General features: G+C 32.0%; 11 protein-coding genes. 2 read left to right on the forward strand and 9 right to left on the reverse strand.

Going from position 1 to position 15,180, the window contains the following annotated elements; all coding sequences use genetic code 11:
• Window positions 1-137 precede the first annotated feature (137 nt).
• Window positions 138-1,397 carry a nucleoside permease gene (locus M2326_RS03490; RefSeq protein WP_264618164.1) on the reverse strand — a complete coding sequence of 420 codons (1,260 nt, stop codon included), beginning with the start codon at window positions 1,395-1,397 and terminating at the stop codon, window positions 138-140.
• 581 nt (window positions 1,398-1,978) lie between these two features.
• On the opposite strand from M2326_RS03490, the gene M2326_RS03495 reads away from it, so the two are divergent.
• The gene (locus M2326_RS03495) at window positions 1,979-2,344 is read left to right on the forward strand and encodes a DUF1801 domain-containing protein (protein WP_264618165.1); all 366 of its coding nucleotides are present in this window, start codon (window positions 1,979-1,981) and stop codon (window positions 2,342-2,344) included.
• Window positions 2,345-2,407: 63 nt separating this feature from the next.
• Here M2326_RS03495 and M2326_RS03500 read toward each other — a convergent pair whose 3' ends face one another.
• Window positions 2,408-2,941 carry a DUF2911 domain-containing protein gene (locus M2326_RS03500; protein ID WP_264618166.1) on the reverse strand — a complete coding sequence of 178 codons (534 nt, stop codon included), beginning with the start codon at window positions 2,939-2,941 and terminating at the stop codon, window positions 2,408-2,410.
• A 190-nt stretch (window positions 2,942-3,131) separates the two neighbouring features.
• Between M2326_RS03500 and M2326_RS03505 the strand changes: the two genes are divergently transcribed.
• Window positions 3,132-3,617 (forward strand): hypothetical protein, encoded by a 486-nt coding sequence (locus M2326_RS03505; RefSeq protein WP_264618167.1) that lies wholly within the window; start codon window positions 3,132-3,134, stop codon window positions 3,615-3,617.
• Between the two features lie 10 nt (window positions 3,618-3,627).
• Here the strand turns inward: M2326_RS03505 and cmk are convergent, their stop codons facing one another.
• The 7 genes from cmk to glgB all read right to left on the reverse strand — a co-directional run bounded on the left by cmk (window position 3,628) and on the right by glgB (window position 15,115).
• Window positions 3,628-4,323, reverse strand: a complete 696-nt coding sequence (gene cmk, locus M2326_RS03510; protein ID WP_264618168.1) for a (d)CMP kinase — start codon at window positions 4,321-4,323, stop codon at window positions 3,628-3,630.
• A gap of 6 nt (window positions 4,324-4,329) precedes the next feature.
• Complete coding sequence (porQ, locus tag M2326_RS03515) at window positions 4,330-5,349, reverse strand: type IX secretion system protein PorQ (RefSeq protein WP_264618169.1); 1,020 nt, start codon at window positions 5,347-5,349, stop codon at window positions 4,330-4,332.
• A 173-nt stretch (window positions 5,350-5,522) separates the two neighbouring features.
• A complete protein-coding gene (gene lon / locus M2326_RS03520) occupies window positions 5,523-7,973 on the reverse strand; it encodes an endopeptidase La (RefSeq protein WP_264618170.1) in 2,451 nt (816 codons plus the stop codon).
• A gap of 208 nt (window positions 7,974-8,181) precedes the next feature.
• Window positions 8,182-9,507 carry an MFS transporter gene (locus M2326_RS03525; RefSeq protein ID WP_264618171.1) on the reverse strand — a complete coding sequence of 442 codons (1,326 nt, stop codon included), beginning with the start codon at window positions 9,505-9,507 and terminating at the stop codon, window positions 8,182-8,184.
• A gap of 96 nt (window positions 9,508-9,603) precedes the next feature.
• On the reverse strand, window positions 9,604-10,419 hold the full coding sequence (locus M2326_RS03530) for a M48 family metallopeptidase (RefSeq protein ID WP_264618172.1): 816 nt from the start codon (window positions 10,417-10,419) through the stop codon (window positions 9,604-9,606).
• A 35-nt stretch (window positions 10,420-10,454) separates the two neighbouring features.
• A complete protein-coding gene (locus tag M2326_RS03535; protein WP_264618173.1) occupies window positions 10,455-12,854 on the reverse strand; it encodes a glycoside hydrolase family 31 protein in 2,400 nt (799 codons plus the stop codon).
• Window positions 12,855-13,204: 350 nt separating this feature from the next.
• On the reverse strand, window positions 13,205-15,115 hold the full coding sequence (glgB, locus tag M2326_RS03540) for a 1,4-alpha-glucan branching protein GlgB (protein WP_264618174.1): 1,911 nt from the start codon (window positions 15,113-15,115) through the stop codon (window positions 13,205-13,207).
• Window positions 15,116-15,180 lie beyond the last annotated feature (65 nt).

The raw sequence follows: 15,180 nt of genomic DNA on the forward strand, positions 1-15,180 counted from the left end.
TCCCTAGAAGTAGTTTCTGATTGCAATGCATTACTAAATACAGAGATGAGATTATAACCAAAAATATTAATCTAGCCCCAATAGCAGTTTAATACTTTACTATCATAATCTAAAATTGAATCGAAATTTCCATTGTATTAAACTTTAACAACCTCATTAACACTATCTTTTGGATTATGTTCATGCTTAAATAAAATAGCAAAAGCAATGGCAATAACCAAAGCATACACAGCAAATGAAAGCCAGATTGAAGACCAATCTTTATTATTTCCCGTAGTAAAATAAGTATCAATAAGATAACCACTTGCTTTACTGCCTAAAACAGCTCCAAAACCATTGGTCATCATCATAAATAATCCTTGAGCACTTGAGCGAATAGAGGAATCTGTTGTAGTTTCTATAAATAATGAACCTGAAATATTAAAAAAGTCAAAAGCCATACCATATACAACGCATGATAATAAGATCATCCATAACCCACCAACTGGATCACCGTATGCAAAAAACACAAATCGCAATACCCAAGCTAACATACTAATAAGCATTACTTGTTTGATTCCAAAACGTTTTAAGAAAAATGGAATAGCTAAAATAAATAATGTTTCAGAAATTTGAGAAATTGAAAGCACAATAGTAGAATATTGCACTACAAATGAGTCTGCATATGCTGGTATTTTTGCAAAATCAGACAAAAAAGAATCTCCATACATATTGGTTAATTGTAATGCTCCTCCCAAGAACATAGAAAACAAGAAAAACAAAGCCATTTTATAGGTCGAGAATAATCGAAAAGCATTAAGTCCAAATAATTCTACCCAAGAAGATTTATTCACCGTTAGTTTTTGCGGAGGACATTTAGGTAAGGTAAATGAATATAAACCCAAAGCAATGGCAAACACTGCCGCGATATAAAATTGGTTAGCATTGGCTTTACTTCCTGTAAGATTGGTGATCCACATCGCTACAATAAAACCAACAGTTCCCCACACTCGAATGGGAGGAAAATCTTTTACAACATCCATAGCATTATTCTTCAATATTGAGTATGAAATAGAATTAGATAACGAAAGTGTTGGCATATAGAAAATCATAGCCAAAAAGATTACATAATACAAAGTATTTGGATCGTTAACTTGTGGTACATAAAGTAAAACCAAACCATACAAAATATGCAAAATACCATAAAGCTTTTCAGCATTAATCCATCTATCGGCCAAAATACCAGTTATTGGCGGCATAAAAATTGAAGAAAGACCTAAAGTCGAAAAGATTGCACCGAACTCTGCTCCTGTCCAACCTTTTGTATTAAAACAATAAGTCCCAATAGTTATCAACCAAGCTCCCCAAACAAATAGTTGTAAGAAACTCATGATAGTTAATTTAATTTTTATGTTCATAAAATACCAAATAAGACTTTAAAAATAAAGTTGTTGTTTTTGTTTATTCTAATTGTTGTTTGATAAGTACGAATTCAATTTATTAATTGTAGAATTAGTACTATTCGAAGAATTTTTAATTATTTCATCATTGATTATATCAAGTTTTTATCAAGATAAATAATCCAAACCCATTGGTCTCAACTTAAATAAGCTTAGGTCTATTGGCTATAAATCAGATAGATTCTGAACTCGTATACAATCGTTTTTATGGGATACAATAATAGGAATTTTTAAATAAAAATACTCCATAAGTTTTCATTTTTTATCAAATTATAAAAAAGGTATATTAGAGTAAGATTACAGGTATAGTTGTAAAATCAATATTTTAAATTATAATTATGCATTACCTATAGTATTACTTCAAACTATAATAGTTAAAATTATAAAAATCAGTTTATAACAAAAATAATATTAAATATAATATAACTGAAATTATTATAAAAAAAGGATAATAACGTTTGTTTTTATTTTAAATTTATACATATTAAAATCTCATAATAGATAATATTAAACAGAATTGTAACAAAAACTAAAACCAAATGATTCCCGAACTACTCTTTTTCTACCTAAATAAGGAAGAACCAAGCAAAAGTTGTTTACTTACTCTAAGAGCAATTATCCTAAAACAAGATGTCAATATTACCGAAACACGTAAATATGGGATGCCATGTTTTTGTTATTTTAAAAAGATATTTTGCTATTTATGGACTGACAAAAAAACTAGTGATCCATACATTCTAATGGCAGAAGGAGTATTACTTTCTCATCCTAAATTGAAAAAAGGAAACCGTTCTAGGATGAAGATACTTCAAATTAAAGCTTCCGAAGATTTAGATATACAAATAATTGAAACTATTTTACAGGAAGCTTTAAATTTATACACAAAGGGGATTATTACTTTATAAAACAAAAAAACAAAGCCTTTTTAGTATTACTAAAAAGGCTTTGTTTTGTATAAAAGTGACTAATTAATTATTGAAAGGTACTGCTACTCTAGTAGTTCCCCACCCCATTAATAAAGTTCCATCATTTTCAAAAGTCATTGAAAAACTTTCTAAAGACTCACCAGAAGTCACAGGAGCCGATACTCTAATAACATCATTTGCTTCATTATAAGAATAAGCTCCCCAAACATTGATGTCTTTACTTAAAATAATTGTCCAAGTTTTTTCTCCTGGGATAGTAAATAAAGAGTACTCACCTGCTTTCACTAGTTTACCACCCAACTTTACATCTTTGTAAAGTATTATGTCTACTGCCTCATTTGCGCCTGTACGCCAAACTTTACCATTTGGAACCAATGTAGCAAGACTTCTATCTTTTAACTGTGGTCTACTGTAAACTACTTTAATTTCTTTATTAGCTTCTTTACTTGAAATTGGAAAAGAAATTGCATCCATTGGACTAGCGTCAAGCGGCTTGAATTTTTGAGCATAACTAGTAGGGCTCATTAAAAGGGTAAAAATAAAAGCTATTACCCCTGATAAAATTGATTTTTTCATAGTGTTTTTTAATTAATGCTAAAAATAAGTAAACTTATAAAAACAACGGTATCAAAATCTCTACATTACCTTTTATTGTATAAACTTTAACTATTTTTGCGCTCTATGTGGAATTTTCAAAATAAGAAAGTCGCCACTATAATTAAAAAGATATCTTATGTATAAATACTGCTGGGCAATAACATTCTGTTTGTTTTTAGTAAGTTGTGCAGGAACTATCAAAACTACCAAATTTGATAAAGAGAAAGTAAATACTTATAAAAAAACCTATATCATATCAGCTAAAAATTCTCAATATATAAAATTCCATTTCGGTACAATAACCCCATTTCCCATCTATATTCCAGCTGATATACCTGCTCAAAATGCGGCAGTTATTGGAAATACAGCTGAAGTTATTAAGCAAGAGTTAGAAAAAAATGGTATCCAAGCAGTGATCGGTAGCAAAGACAATATTCCTCCGACAGATTTTGATCTTATTATTGAATATTATGATGTTTGGCGATGGGATTTTAAAAAAATATTAGATCGGCTAGATTTATTATTTATTGCTCCATCTGGAGAGGGTTTAATCGCTAAATCAACTTTTACTATATATAAGAACAAAGAATTACATAATTTTCCTACTCCCGAAAAAGAAGTACCAAAAATGATTAAAGAATTCCTTAATCCTTAAAACATAAGTGTTACTTGAGTTTAATAGCCTTTTGAACTAAATCCAATACTAATTCAAACTGTGTTTCTCTTGTCATTTCAGAATTATCGATTTCAATAGCATCTGATGCCTTTACCAATGGAGAATTATCTCTATGAGTGTCTATATAATCACGTTCCACTACGTTATCATAAATTTCCTTAAAAGTAACAGTATCCCCTCTAGCAACGAGTTCATCAAAACGACGCTGTGCTCTCGTTTGTGCATTAGCGGTCATATACAACTTTAATTCTGCAGTAGGAAAAACAACGGTTCCTATATCTCTACCATCCATAACAATTCCTTTATCCTTCCCCATTTCTTGCTGTTGTTCAACCAATTTGGAACGAACCTCTGCTAGTTCGGCTATTTTACTCACAAAACTAGAAACTTCTATAGTACGTATTTCTTTCTCTATATCAACTCCATTAAGTAACATTACAGCCAACCCCATTTCTGGCTTGAATTCGAATTTTAATTGAATACTAGATAAACTATTTATTAAGGAAGTGGTATCAAAATACTCTTTAGTAATATATCCATTCTGCATAGAATACCAAGTGATAGCACGGTACATTGCCCCAGTATCTACAAAGACATATCCTAGATATTTTGCCAATTGTTTGGCTAGTGTACTTTTTCCTGTAGATGAAAATCCATCAATTGCTATGGTAATTTTTGAACTCAAAATATTTTATTGAAAATTAATAGTTAAACCAAAAAGGCTGGTATTTCCTGCCAAAGTATATCTAGAATAGGAATAATCAAACTTTAACTTGTTCATTTTTAACCCTAATCCTAAAGAAAAACCTGAAAAATTGCGTTGTTCTACAATTTTTAATTCTTGTGCTCTTCTAAAGTTATAACTCATTCGTATATTAAATGCTTTTTTGGGAAATAATTCGGCTCCTAAAATAACATGGCGGAAAGCATTGCCTAAAAATGATATTTTTTCTTCGGTAATTGAACCATCAAACGATGATGTTGCTCTTGATGGATTTGAAAATGAAATGTTCCATTGCTGGAGATTTTCTAAATTTAAATGCCAACGAATCGGTACGTGCTCTAATTCTTGTGAAACTCCAAAAATAATCTCCATTGGTAATTTTTCACGTATCCCTGAATAGGTTGTGAATTGTGTTCCAATGTTTCGAATGACTAATCCCCAATTTACATCATTGGCCTCATCAATATATATAGCACCCAAATCAATTGCACCTCCAAAAGAACTATACGTCTCTAGACTAGATGATATTAATTTGGCGTTAGCACCAATATGCAAAGTAGTATTTGGAACATTATACGCATAACCCCCAGATAACGCTATTTCACTACCAGAAAATGAAGCTGTACTTTGACCATTTTCGTCATAACCATCAAAATTACCATAGTTAATATAACTAACTCCTGCATGTATGGTTTGTACATGACGATCATAAGTGTAAGCATAAGCAGCTGTACCATAAGTAACTTCTCCAAAATAACTACCATAATTAATTGCCAAATGGTTGTCCATTTCGGCATTAATTGATGCTGGATTAAAACTACCTTGATTTACATCCCCATCATATACAGTAACCGTTTTACCTCCTAGAGCAGCTTGTCGTGGAGAGGTAACCAAATTTAGAAATTGATACACACTCTTTCCCCCAATTTGAGAGTAAGAAATTGAACAAAAAAGTAAAAACAAATAAATAAGATGTTTTTTTAACATGCTTTAAATTTCTCTATTGGTGTATATTACAACGCAGTTGCGAAGATAAAATTATAATGCTATAATTAATTATTTTTTAATATTAAATCCAAATTTAATAATAAAACCAAAGTCAAAAGCATATAATGGAGCTTAACTCTGGTTTTATTACTATTTTAAAAAAATTCTATTTATTATAGTTTTTTGGCATTTTTTACATTTTGATCAGTAATAGCAATTGCCAATACTTCACTCATTTCTTTCACAAAATGAAATGTAAGCCCCGAAATATATTCAGGTTTAATTTCGTCTATATCACTTTTATTTTCATGACATAAAATAATTTCCTTGATATTTGCTCTTTTGGCAGCTAATATTTTTTCTTTTATTCCTCCCACAGGAAGCACTTTACCTCTAAGTGTAATTTCGCCAGTCATGGCTATATTTTTCTTAACACGTTTTTGTGTCAACAATGACACTAAAGAGGTCAACATAGCAATTCCAGCGCTAGGTCCATCTTTTGGTGTCGCTCCTTCTGGTACATGTAAATGAATATTATGCTTGGTTAGAACTTCTGGATTTAATCCTAGTAACTCTGTATTAGCCTTGATATACTCTAAAGCAATAGTAGCTGACTCTTTCATCACAGTACCTAAGTTACCTGTAATTGTCATAGTTCCTTTTCCTGGAGAAATTAAAGATTCTATAAATAAAATATCACCACCAACACTAGTCCAAGCTAATCCTGTTACTAATCCAGCAACGTCATTAGATTCGTATTTATCTCTTTCCAACCTTGCTGCTCCCAACACTTCAATAATATCAGCATCAGTAACTTTAACATTATACTGCTCTTCCATTGCTACCGATTTGGCCGCATTACGAATCACTTGAGCAATTTTTGCCTCCAAACCACGTACACCTGATTCACGAGTATAACCTTCTATGATTTTTTCTAATTGTTTCTTTCCAATGGATAAATCTTTACTTGTCATTCCATGTTCTTTTAATTGACGTGGAAAAAGATGCTGTTTTGCAATTTCTACTTTCTCTTCAATTGTATAACCGGACATTTTAATTATTTCCATACGATCACGTAAAGCAGGTTGAATTGCGCCCATATTATTGGATGTAGCAATAAACATTATTTTGGATAAATCATAACCTAACTCTACAAAATTGTCGTAAAATGTACTGTTTTGTTCTGGATCTAATACTTCTAATAATGCCGAAGATGGATCTCCTTGATTACTGTTCGAAAGTTTATCTATTTCGTCCAAAACAAAAACTGGATTAGATGTTCCTGCTTTTTTTAAACTTTGAATAATTCTTCCAGGCATAGCACCCACATATGTTTTTCTATGTCCGCGTATCTCTGCTTCATCACGTAAACCACCAAGAGATATTCGTACATACTCTCTACCTAGCGCTTCTGCAACCGAACGTCCAATTGATGTTTTACCAACACCGGGAGGTCCTGTCAAACAAATAATTGGCGATTTCATATCATTACGCAACTTTAATACAGCCAAATGCTCTATCATACGTTTTTTGACGTCTTCTAAGCCAAAGTGATCTCTATCTAATATTTTTTGTGCTTTTTTTAGATCAAAATTATCGTTAGAATATTCGTTCCACGGTAAATCTAATAACACTTCCAAATAGTTACGTTGAATTCCAAAGTCAGGTGCTTGGGGGTTCATACGTCTCATTTTGGATAATTCTTTCTCAAAATGTAATTTGGACTTTTCGTCCCATTTTTTTGTTTTAGACTTTACCAGCATTTCGTCCATTTCTTCCTCTTGAGACACGCCACCCAATTCTTCTTGAATGGTTTTCATCTGTTGATGCAAGAAATATTCTCTTTGTTGTTGGTCTAAATCAAAGCGAACTTTTGATTGAATATCGTTTTTAAGTTCCAATTTCTGCAACTCAATATTCATGTATTTCAAAGTCTCTAATGCTCTATCTTTTAAGTTATTAATAGCAAGTAAATCTTGCTTTTCTTTAACTGTAAGATTTAAATTTGAAGTAACAAAATTCACAAGAAATGACTGGCTTTCAATATTTTTAATCGCAAAAGTAGCTTCACTAGGAATACTAGGGCTTTCTTTTATGATTTGAATAGCCAACTCTTTGACAGATTCTAGTATGGCTATGAATTCACCATTTTTTGCTTTAGGCTTCTTCTCAACTACATCTTTTATAGTAGCGGTCATGTACGGCTCTTCAGAAATTACTTCTGTAATTTCAAAACGTTTTTTACCTTGAATGATTACAGTCGTATTCCCATCAGGCATTTTTAAAACACGCAAAATTCTTGCTACAGTTCCTATCTTATGAATATCATTTTTTGTAGGTTCTTCAACATCTTCGTCAATTTGAGCTACTACCCCAATGATTTTCCCAACTGCGTTTGCATCATCAATTAATTTAATTGATTTGTCTCGTCCCGCTGTAATTGGAATTACTACACCTGGAAATAGAACCATATTTCGTAAAGGAAGAATCGGAATCGTTTCAGGTAGAACTTCATTCATCATCTCCTCCTCATCCTCGGGAGTTAATAACGGAATTAATTCTGCTTGAGAGTCAAGTTCTTGAAGTGACAGGTTGTCAATTGTACTTATTTTATGATTTGACATATATATAATTAAGTCATTTTGTCATAGGATTAAGATACTCCATGACAAAAATATTAGATAAAAAATTTTATTACACTGAAAATCAATCAGTAAACACTGTAAACATCACTGATTAATAGTTAAAAATCAATCTCTGTGCCACAGTCCTTTCAGATTACGTAAAGGAATCGTTTGTGAGCAAAAATCGGTGCATTATTTTTTTAATAAACTATAAGATGAAATTTTTCCTTGGTATTCTTCGTAGCAAAATGATCCCAATTGCAAAGAATAATGCTAAGAAAACCATAGCCAATCGTGGGCTACCTGTGATTTGATCTATTAAACCATAGATAACCATTCCTATTACAATTCCAATTTTCTCCGCCACATCATAAAAACTAAAAAAGGAGGCTGTATCATCTGTTTCAGGTAATAATTTTGAATATGTAGAACGTGATAAGGATTGTATACCTCCCATTACCAAACCAACAATACCCGCCATGAAATAAAAAGTTCCTGGTTGTGTGATGAAATAAGCTGAAATACATAGTACTAACCAGATAGAATTAATGACTATTAAAGTAGGTATATTACCATATTTCGCAGATGATCTTGATGTTATAAAAGCACCTAGAATGGCCACCAACTGAATTACCAAAATACAAATAATTAATCCTGTGGTACTATCACTCTCTGTTTTCCACTCAATTTCTTGTGCTCCAAAATATGTTGCAATAAGCATTACCGTTTGAACTGCCATACTGTAGACAAAAAAACTAGCCAAATAACCTTTCAATATTTTATTTTGATTCAATAGAGTCCATACTTTTTTTAGTTCATTAAAACCGTTGAATAAAATTGCTTTTGTTATTTTTTCTTTGATTTTGTGATTTCCTTTTGGTAAATAGAGATACGTATATTGACTAAACAAAAGCCACCAAAAACCTACCGTTATAAAAGAATACCTCATAGCTTTCATAGTTGCCTCTCCCGGTGTACCACTGATACCAAATAATGTCGGTTTCATTACCATAGCCAAATTGACAATAAGCAATAACACACTACCTAAATATCCCATGGAATAGCCCTTGGCGCTTACAGCATCTTGTTGCTCTTCAAAAGCTATATCAGGCAGATAGGAATTATAAAAAACCAAACTTCCCCAAAATCCTATTAGTCCTAAAAAGTAAAATAACAGCCCAAAATAGATGTTTTCTAAACTAAACCAATACAATCCAATGCACGAAAGTGCTCCTATGTAACAAAAGAACTGCATGAAAACTTTTTTGTTCCCCACATAATCCGCTATTCCTGAAAGAAATGGCGAAATGAAAGCTACTACCAAAAATCCCAATGCAGTTACAAAACTGATTAATGCAGAATTCTTAAAATGAAAACCAAAAACATCCAAATAGGGATTTTTGGAATCAAAAAGAGCATTATAAAAAATGGGGAAAATGGCTGAACTTATCACTAATGGATAAGCTGAATTAGCCCAATCGTAAAAAGCCCATGCATTTAATAATTTTTTATCTCCTTTTTTTAATGCTTCCATAAATCCTTTTGCAAGTTAAAATTGTATATCATAAAAAAAGAGAAGTCCATCTAATAGAATAAACTTCTCTTTTGAAAATTATTTCAATATTGGAAATTATTTGTAAATAACTCCAAATTTTGCTGCTGTTGCTTTTGCTTCTGGTACCATTGCTTTTAAATTAGCAATTCTTGTAGCGTCAGATGGGTGTGTACTCATGAATTCTGGTTGTGCTGCTCCATTAGAATTTGCAGACATTCTTGTCCAGAAAGCAATTGCTTCATCGGGGTTATACCCAGCAATTGCCATTAATGTTAAGCCAATTTTATCCGCTTCAGTTTCATTAGATCTGCTAAAAGGCAAAGTAACTCCGTATTGTGATCCTAAACCGTAAGCAGTACTAAAGGCTTGTTGCGTTTCGGCACTTTTACCTGATGTAGCAACAGCTAATCCCATACCAACATATTCTTGAATTTGAGAAACACTCATACGTTGCGCACCGTGATTTGCTAAAGCGTGCGATACCTCATGCCCCATTACTGTCGCTAGACCTGCATCCGTTTTGGTAATTGGTAAAATTCCAGTATACACAACAATTTTACCTCCTGGCATACACCATGCATTTACATCTGGGCTTTCGACCAATTTGTATTCCCATGCATACCCTTTTAAATATTCTGTTTGCCCCAATGATGCTAAATATTTTTCGGCTGCAGCTTTAATTTTCATCCCTACATTTTCTACTTTTTTAGCATCTGTTGTTCCGGTTACTACTTTGTTCTCTTTTAAAAAAGTCCCATATTGTTGAAATGATGTTGGGAATAATGCATCATTAGATACAAAATTTAATGTTTTTTTTCCTGTTAGTGGATTGGTAGCGCAAGAAAATAGCATACCAATCGCACAAAAACCTACAAATATATTCTTTTTCATTTTTCTATAATTTTTTACAAAAATAAGATTTTATCCTAAACTCCCATTATATGAAGTACTCTAAATTCTTTATCTACTATTAAATAACTCTCTTTATCCATTGTTTTTTTATCAAAATCTATTTCTTCATTATTAATTTCGATACATTTTACTTCAAAAGGTAAACCAATAAAGTTAATCTTATATTTAGAATACTTAGTATCATACTTTCCGTCTTTATGCAATTGAATAATTAATTCGTTCTTTTTGCCCGTTACTTGGAAAGATAAAAAACTATATCGACCTTTTTTATAATCATAACCATCTTGAGCATCTTCATAAACTACTGATTTTTCCATTCCGTCCTTATAATACAAATCAAGTATTAATTCATCAAATTCCAGTTCGCCAACATATTGTTGAATAGGATATTTTGGGATTATAGCTCCTGCTTTTATAAAAATTGGAATTTCATCAAATTTTGTGTCTACCCACATTTCTTTACCTCCTTTAAACATCAAATTTGTCCAATAGTTATACCAATTACCTCTAGCAACATATATTCGTCTACCTAATGAGTTAGGTTCTAATATTGGGCAAACCAAAATTTGATTTCCAAAGATAAATTCATCATTACGATAATGAGTTTGAATATCATCTTGATCAAAATAAACTAATGGTTTTAACATAGGGATTCCTTCTTCAATATATTGCCAAAACATAGTATACAAATAAGGCAACAATTGATAACGAAGGTTGATGAATTTTCTTGTAATATCAATTACTTCTTCATCGAATGCCCAAGGTTCTTGATTACCATGATCACCTGAAGAATGGGTACGACAAAAAGGATGAAAAACACCCAACTGAATCCAACGTGCGTATAACTCTCCTGTTGGTTGTTCTGCAAAACCTCCAATATCCGAACCAGTGAAGCCCATACCAGAAATATTCATACGCTGTACTTGAATATTTGCGATCCATAAATGTTCCCAGGTAGCAACATTATCACCTGTCCATGATGACGTGTATCGTTGTGCTCCAGCATATGCAGAGCGAGTAATTACAAAAGGTCGCTTTGGATAAGCAAATTTTTTCACACCATGATATGTTGCTCTTGCCATTTGTGTGCCATAAATATTATGGGCTTTTCTATGACTACATGGATTTCCATCATAATCATGTCGTACATCATTTGGAAATGTTTTGTTTGGAACTTCCATAACAGCTGGTTCATTCATGTCATTCCAAACTCCTTTCACTCCAATATCAACAATCAATTCTTTAAATAAACTAGCCCACCATTCTCTAACTTCAGGATTTGTGTAGTCTGGAAAATTACATTCACCAGGCCATACTTTCCCCTTCATATAGGGACCATCTGCCCTTTTGCAAAAATAATCTTTATCTAAAGCTTCTTGGTAAATAGAATATTCTTTATCAATTTTTATCCCAGGATCAATAATAACAATTGTTTTGAATCCGTCCGCGGCCAACTCGGAAACCATTCGTTTTGGGTCTGGGAAATAATTTTTATCCCAAGTAAAACATCTAAAACCATCCATATAATCAATATCAAGATAAATGGCATCACAAGGAATTTTTAATTCTCTAAATTTTGCTGTCACTTCTTTGACATTACTTTCTGGGAAATAACTCCATTTACATTGATGATAACCTAAAGTCCATAGCGGAGGTAATTCAGGTTTCCCTGTTAAATCTGTATAGGAGACTACAACATCTTGCATATTTGGACCATAGATGAAATAATAATTCATTTCTCCGCCATCTGCCGAAAAGTTAGTGACATTTCTACGATCATGACAAAAGTCAAAATTTGTTTTAAAAGTATTATCAAAAAAAATCCCGTATGCTTGTTTATTTTGTAACCCAATATAAAAAGGTACTACTTTGTAAAGTGGTTCTTGGTCTTTTTGGAAAGCATATTGATCTGTTGCAAAATTTTCTAACTTTTTACCTTTAAGATTCATTTGAGTAGCTTTATCACCTAGACCGTAAAAACATTCACCGTCTTTCGAGGCTTTACTCATTTTTACTATGTTTCCCCCAAATTCATAACTTTCCTCCCAATGAAAACCTAATTCATCTTCTAGTATTACCTTATTATCCATATCCAAAATAGAGACTCTAAGGTCTTCTTTTTGAACTTTACAAATAACTTTGCTTGTTTTTATTTTAAAATAAGTTGCTTTTTCAGTCACTTCAAGAAAATTATATCCATGTGAATGATTTTGATCAATGGCATATGAAAAATCATTACTAAAATATCCTTTTGTAGTGTATCTAAAGCGTAACATACTATCTCTAAGTATGGTGATCTTTAAAATAACACTATTATTTGTGTGAAAATAAACAGAATCTACTTCATGTTCATAGGAAATTATTTTTGAAGGGTATAAATTTCCTTTATACTCTAATTCTGTATTTGTAATCATTTTCCAGTTATTTTAAAGTTCAATATTATAATTATTTTAAGTTTCACCACTTTTTAATCAAAATTGATTCCTTTAATTATGATATAAAACAAAATACCACATCCCTATTTAATAACTAAAGTAAATTGGGATATGATATTTTATTATTTTGTATAAATTGTAGCTCTATATAAATAAATGACTGCCCGCTCTTACTATAATTTAAAAGGGGGGGGGAAACTATAACTTTAAGGTTATTTATTTCAATATGTATTGAAACAAATGATCCTATTTTATAATTTAATAAGTATTTTATATTTACAGATCATTCTCAAGACACTCTATAAGAAGGAATCTTGTAAATAATTCATTTATTTTGAAATTTTATATGCGATCATAGCTAAAGGAGGTAGCGTCAGTTCTGCCGAAAAATCTCTACCGTCATAAGGTGATGCTTCAATTGCAATCTTATTTGGATTAACTATTCCACTTCCTCCATAAATTGCATCATCACTATTGAAAATTTCAGTTAGTTTTCCTTTTCTAGGTAAACCAATACGGTAATTTTCTCTAACAACTTGAGTGAAGTTACAAACTACAATGACACTATCTTTTGGATCAATTCCATGTCGAATATAAGACATCACCGCATTTTGATGGTCTGAATAATTGATCCATTCAAATCCTTCTGGACTAAATTGTTTCTCATGCAAAGCAGGTTCAGATTTATACAAGCCATTCAAATTAGTAATTACTTTCTTAATACCTTCATGTAGAGGGTATTGTAACAAATGCCAATCTAAACTTTCTTGAAAATTCCATTCGGCACTTTGACCAAATTCAGCCCCCATGAACAATAGTTTTGTTCCTGGATGTGTAAACATATAACCATAAAGCAATCGTAAGTTGGCGAACTTCTGCCACTCATCCCCCGGCATTCTTCCAAAAATAGAATGTTTACCATATACTACTTCATCATGAGAAAGAGGTAGCATAAAATTTTCTGTAAAAGCATAAGTCATAGAAAAAGTTAAATCATTTTGATGGTATTTCCTATAAACTGTGTCTTTTTGGAAATAATCTAAAGTATCATGCATCCAACCCATCATCCATTTCATTCCAAAACCTAATCCACCAACAAATGTGGGCCTAGAAACCATTGGAAAAGAAGTACTTTCTTCGGCAATTGTTTGAACACCTTCAAAATTAGAATAGACAGCTTCATTAAACTCTTTCAAGAAACTGATAGTGTCTAAATTTTCTCTACCACCAAATTCATTTGGCTCCCACTCTCCTTCTTCTCTCGAGTAATCTAAATATAACATTGAAGCAACTGCATCTACTCTCAAAGAATCAACATGATAATGTTGTAGCCAAAAGATTGCATTGCTAATTAAGAAAGAACGAACTTCATTACGACCATAGTTAAACACTAAACTTTTCCAGTCAGGATGGTATCCTTTTCTACGGTCAGGATGTTCGTATAAATTTGATCCATCAAAAAATCCTAATCCATGTGCATCATCAGGAAAATGTGATGGAACCCAATCCATAATCACCCCAATTCCAGCTTGGTGCAGTTTATCAACCAAAACCATAAATTCTTGAGGATTTCCAAATCGTGAAGTTGGTGCAAAATAACCGACCAATTGATACCCCCATGACGGATCATAAGGATATTCCATTACAGGCATAAATTCTACATGAGTAAAACCTGTTTCTTTGACGTAATTAACTAGATCCTCAGCAAATTCTAAATACGTTAAAAAACGATTTTCTTCGCCTTGACGTTTCCAAGATCCTAAATGAACTTCATACACCGAAAAAGGTTTATCAAGGCCATTGTGCTCTTTTCTAGTTTTCATCCATTTGGAATCATCCCATTTGTAATCCAAATCCCAAACAACTGAGGCTGTATGAGGTGGTTTTTCACAATAAAAAGCAAAAGGATCTGCTTTCTCAGTAATAATTCCACCATTATCAGATTGAATTTTATATTTATATGTAGTTCCTTTTTCAATTTCAGGAATGAAGCCTTCCCAAATTCCTGAAGAATCCCAACGTACTTGCAATTGGTGCTCTCCTTGAATCCAATAATTAAAATCACCGACAACAGAAACTGAACGAGCAGTAGGTGCCCAAACAGCGAAATATACTCCTTTTACTCCGTCCACTTCAATAAGATGTGCACCTAATTTTTCATATAATCTAAAATGCTTTCCAGCTTTAAACAAATCTATATCAAAATCGGTAAAAAGAGAATGCGTTTGTACTTTATTCATTTTTTGGTTTGTTTTTTTTAAACTTTACTATATATTACTAGTAAAGAATGGTTATTAATAGCTTG

Source organism: Flavobacterium psychraerolatum, from assembly GCF_025960985.1.
Classification (GTDB): domain Bacteria; phylum Bacteroidota; class Bacteroidia; order Flavobacteriales; family Flavobacteriaceae; genus Flavobacterium.

What these genes read in the sequence shown, in the direction of transcription:
- M2326_RS03490 (WP_264618164.1), bottom strand. Translation starts at nt 1,397, where the DNA reads ATGAACATAAAAATTAAATTAACTATCATGAGTTTCTTACAACTATTT.
- M2326_RS03495 (WP_264618165.1), top strand. Translation starts at nt 1,979, where the DNA reads ATGATTCCCGAACTACTCTTTTTCTACCTAAATAAGGAAGAACCAAGC.
- M2326_RS03500 (WP_264618166.1), bottom strand. Translation starts at nt 2,941, where the DNA reads ATGAAAAAATCAATTTTATCAGGGGTAATAGCTTTTATTTTTACCCTT.
- porQ (WP_264618169.1), bottom strand. Translation starts at nt 5,349, where the DNA reads ATGTTAAAAAAACATCTTATTTATTTGTTTTTACTTTTTTGTTCAATT.
- lon (WP_264618170.1), bottom strand. Translation starts at nt 7,973, where the DNA reads ATGTCAAATCATAAAATAAGTACAATTGACAACCTGTCACTTCAAGAA.
- M2326_RS03525 (WP_264618171.1), bottom strand. Translation starts at nt 9,507, where the DNA reads ATGGAAGCATTAAAAAAAGGAGATAAAAAATTATTAAATGCATGGGCT.
- M2326_RS03530 (WP_264618172.1), bottom strand. Translation starts at nt 10,419, where the DNA reads ATGAAAAAGAATATATTTGTAGGTTTTTGTGCGATTGGTATGCTATTT.
- M2326_RS03535 (WP_264618173.1), bottom strand. Translation starts at nt 12,854, where the DNA reads ATGATTACAAATACAGAATTAGAGTATAAAGGAAATTTATACCCTTCA.
- glgB (WP_264618174.1), bottom strand. Translation starts at nt 15,115, where the DNA reads ATGAATAAAGTACAAACGCATTCTCTTTTTACCGATTTTGATATAGAT.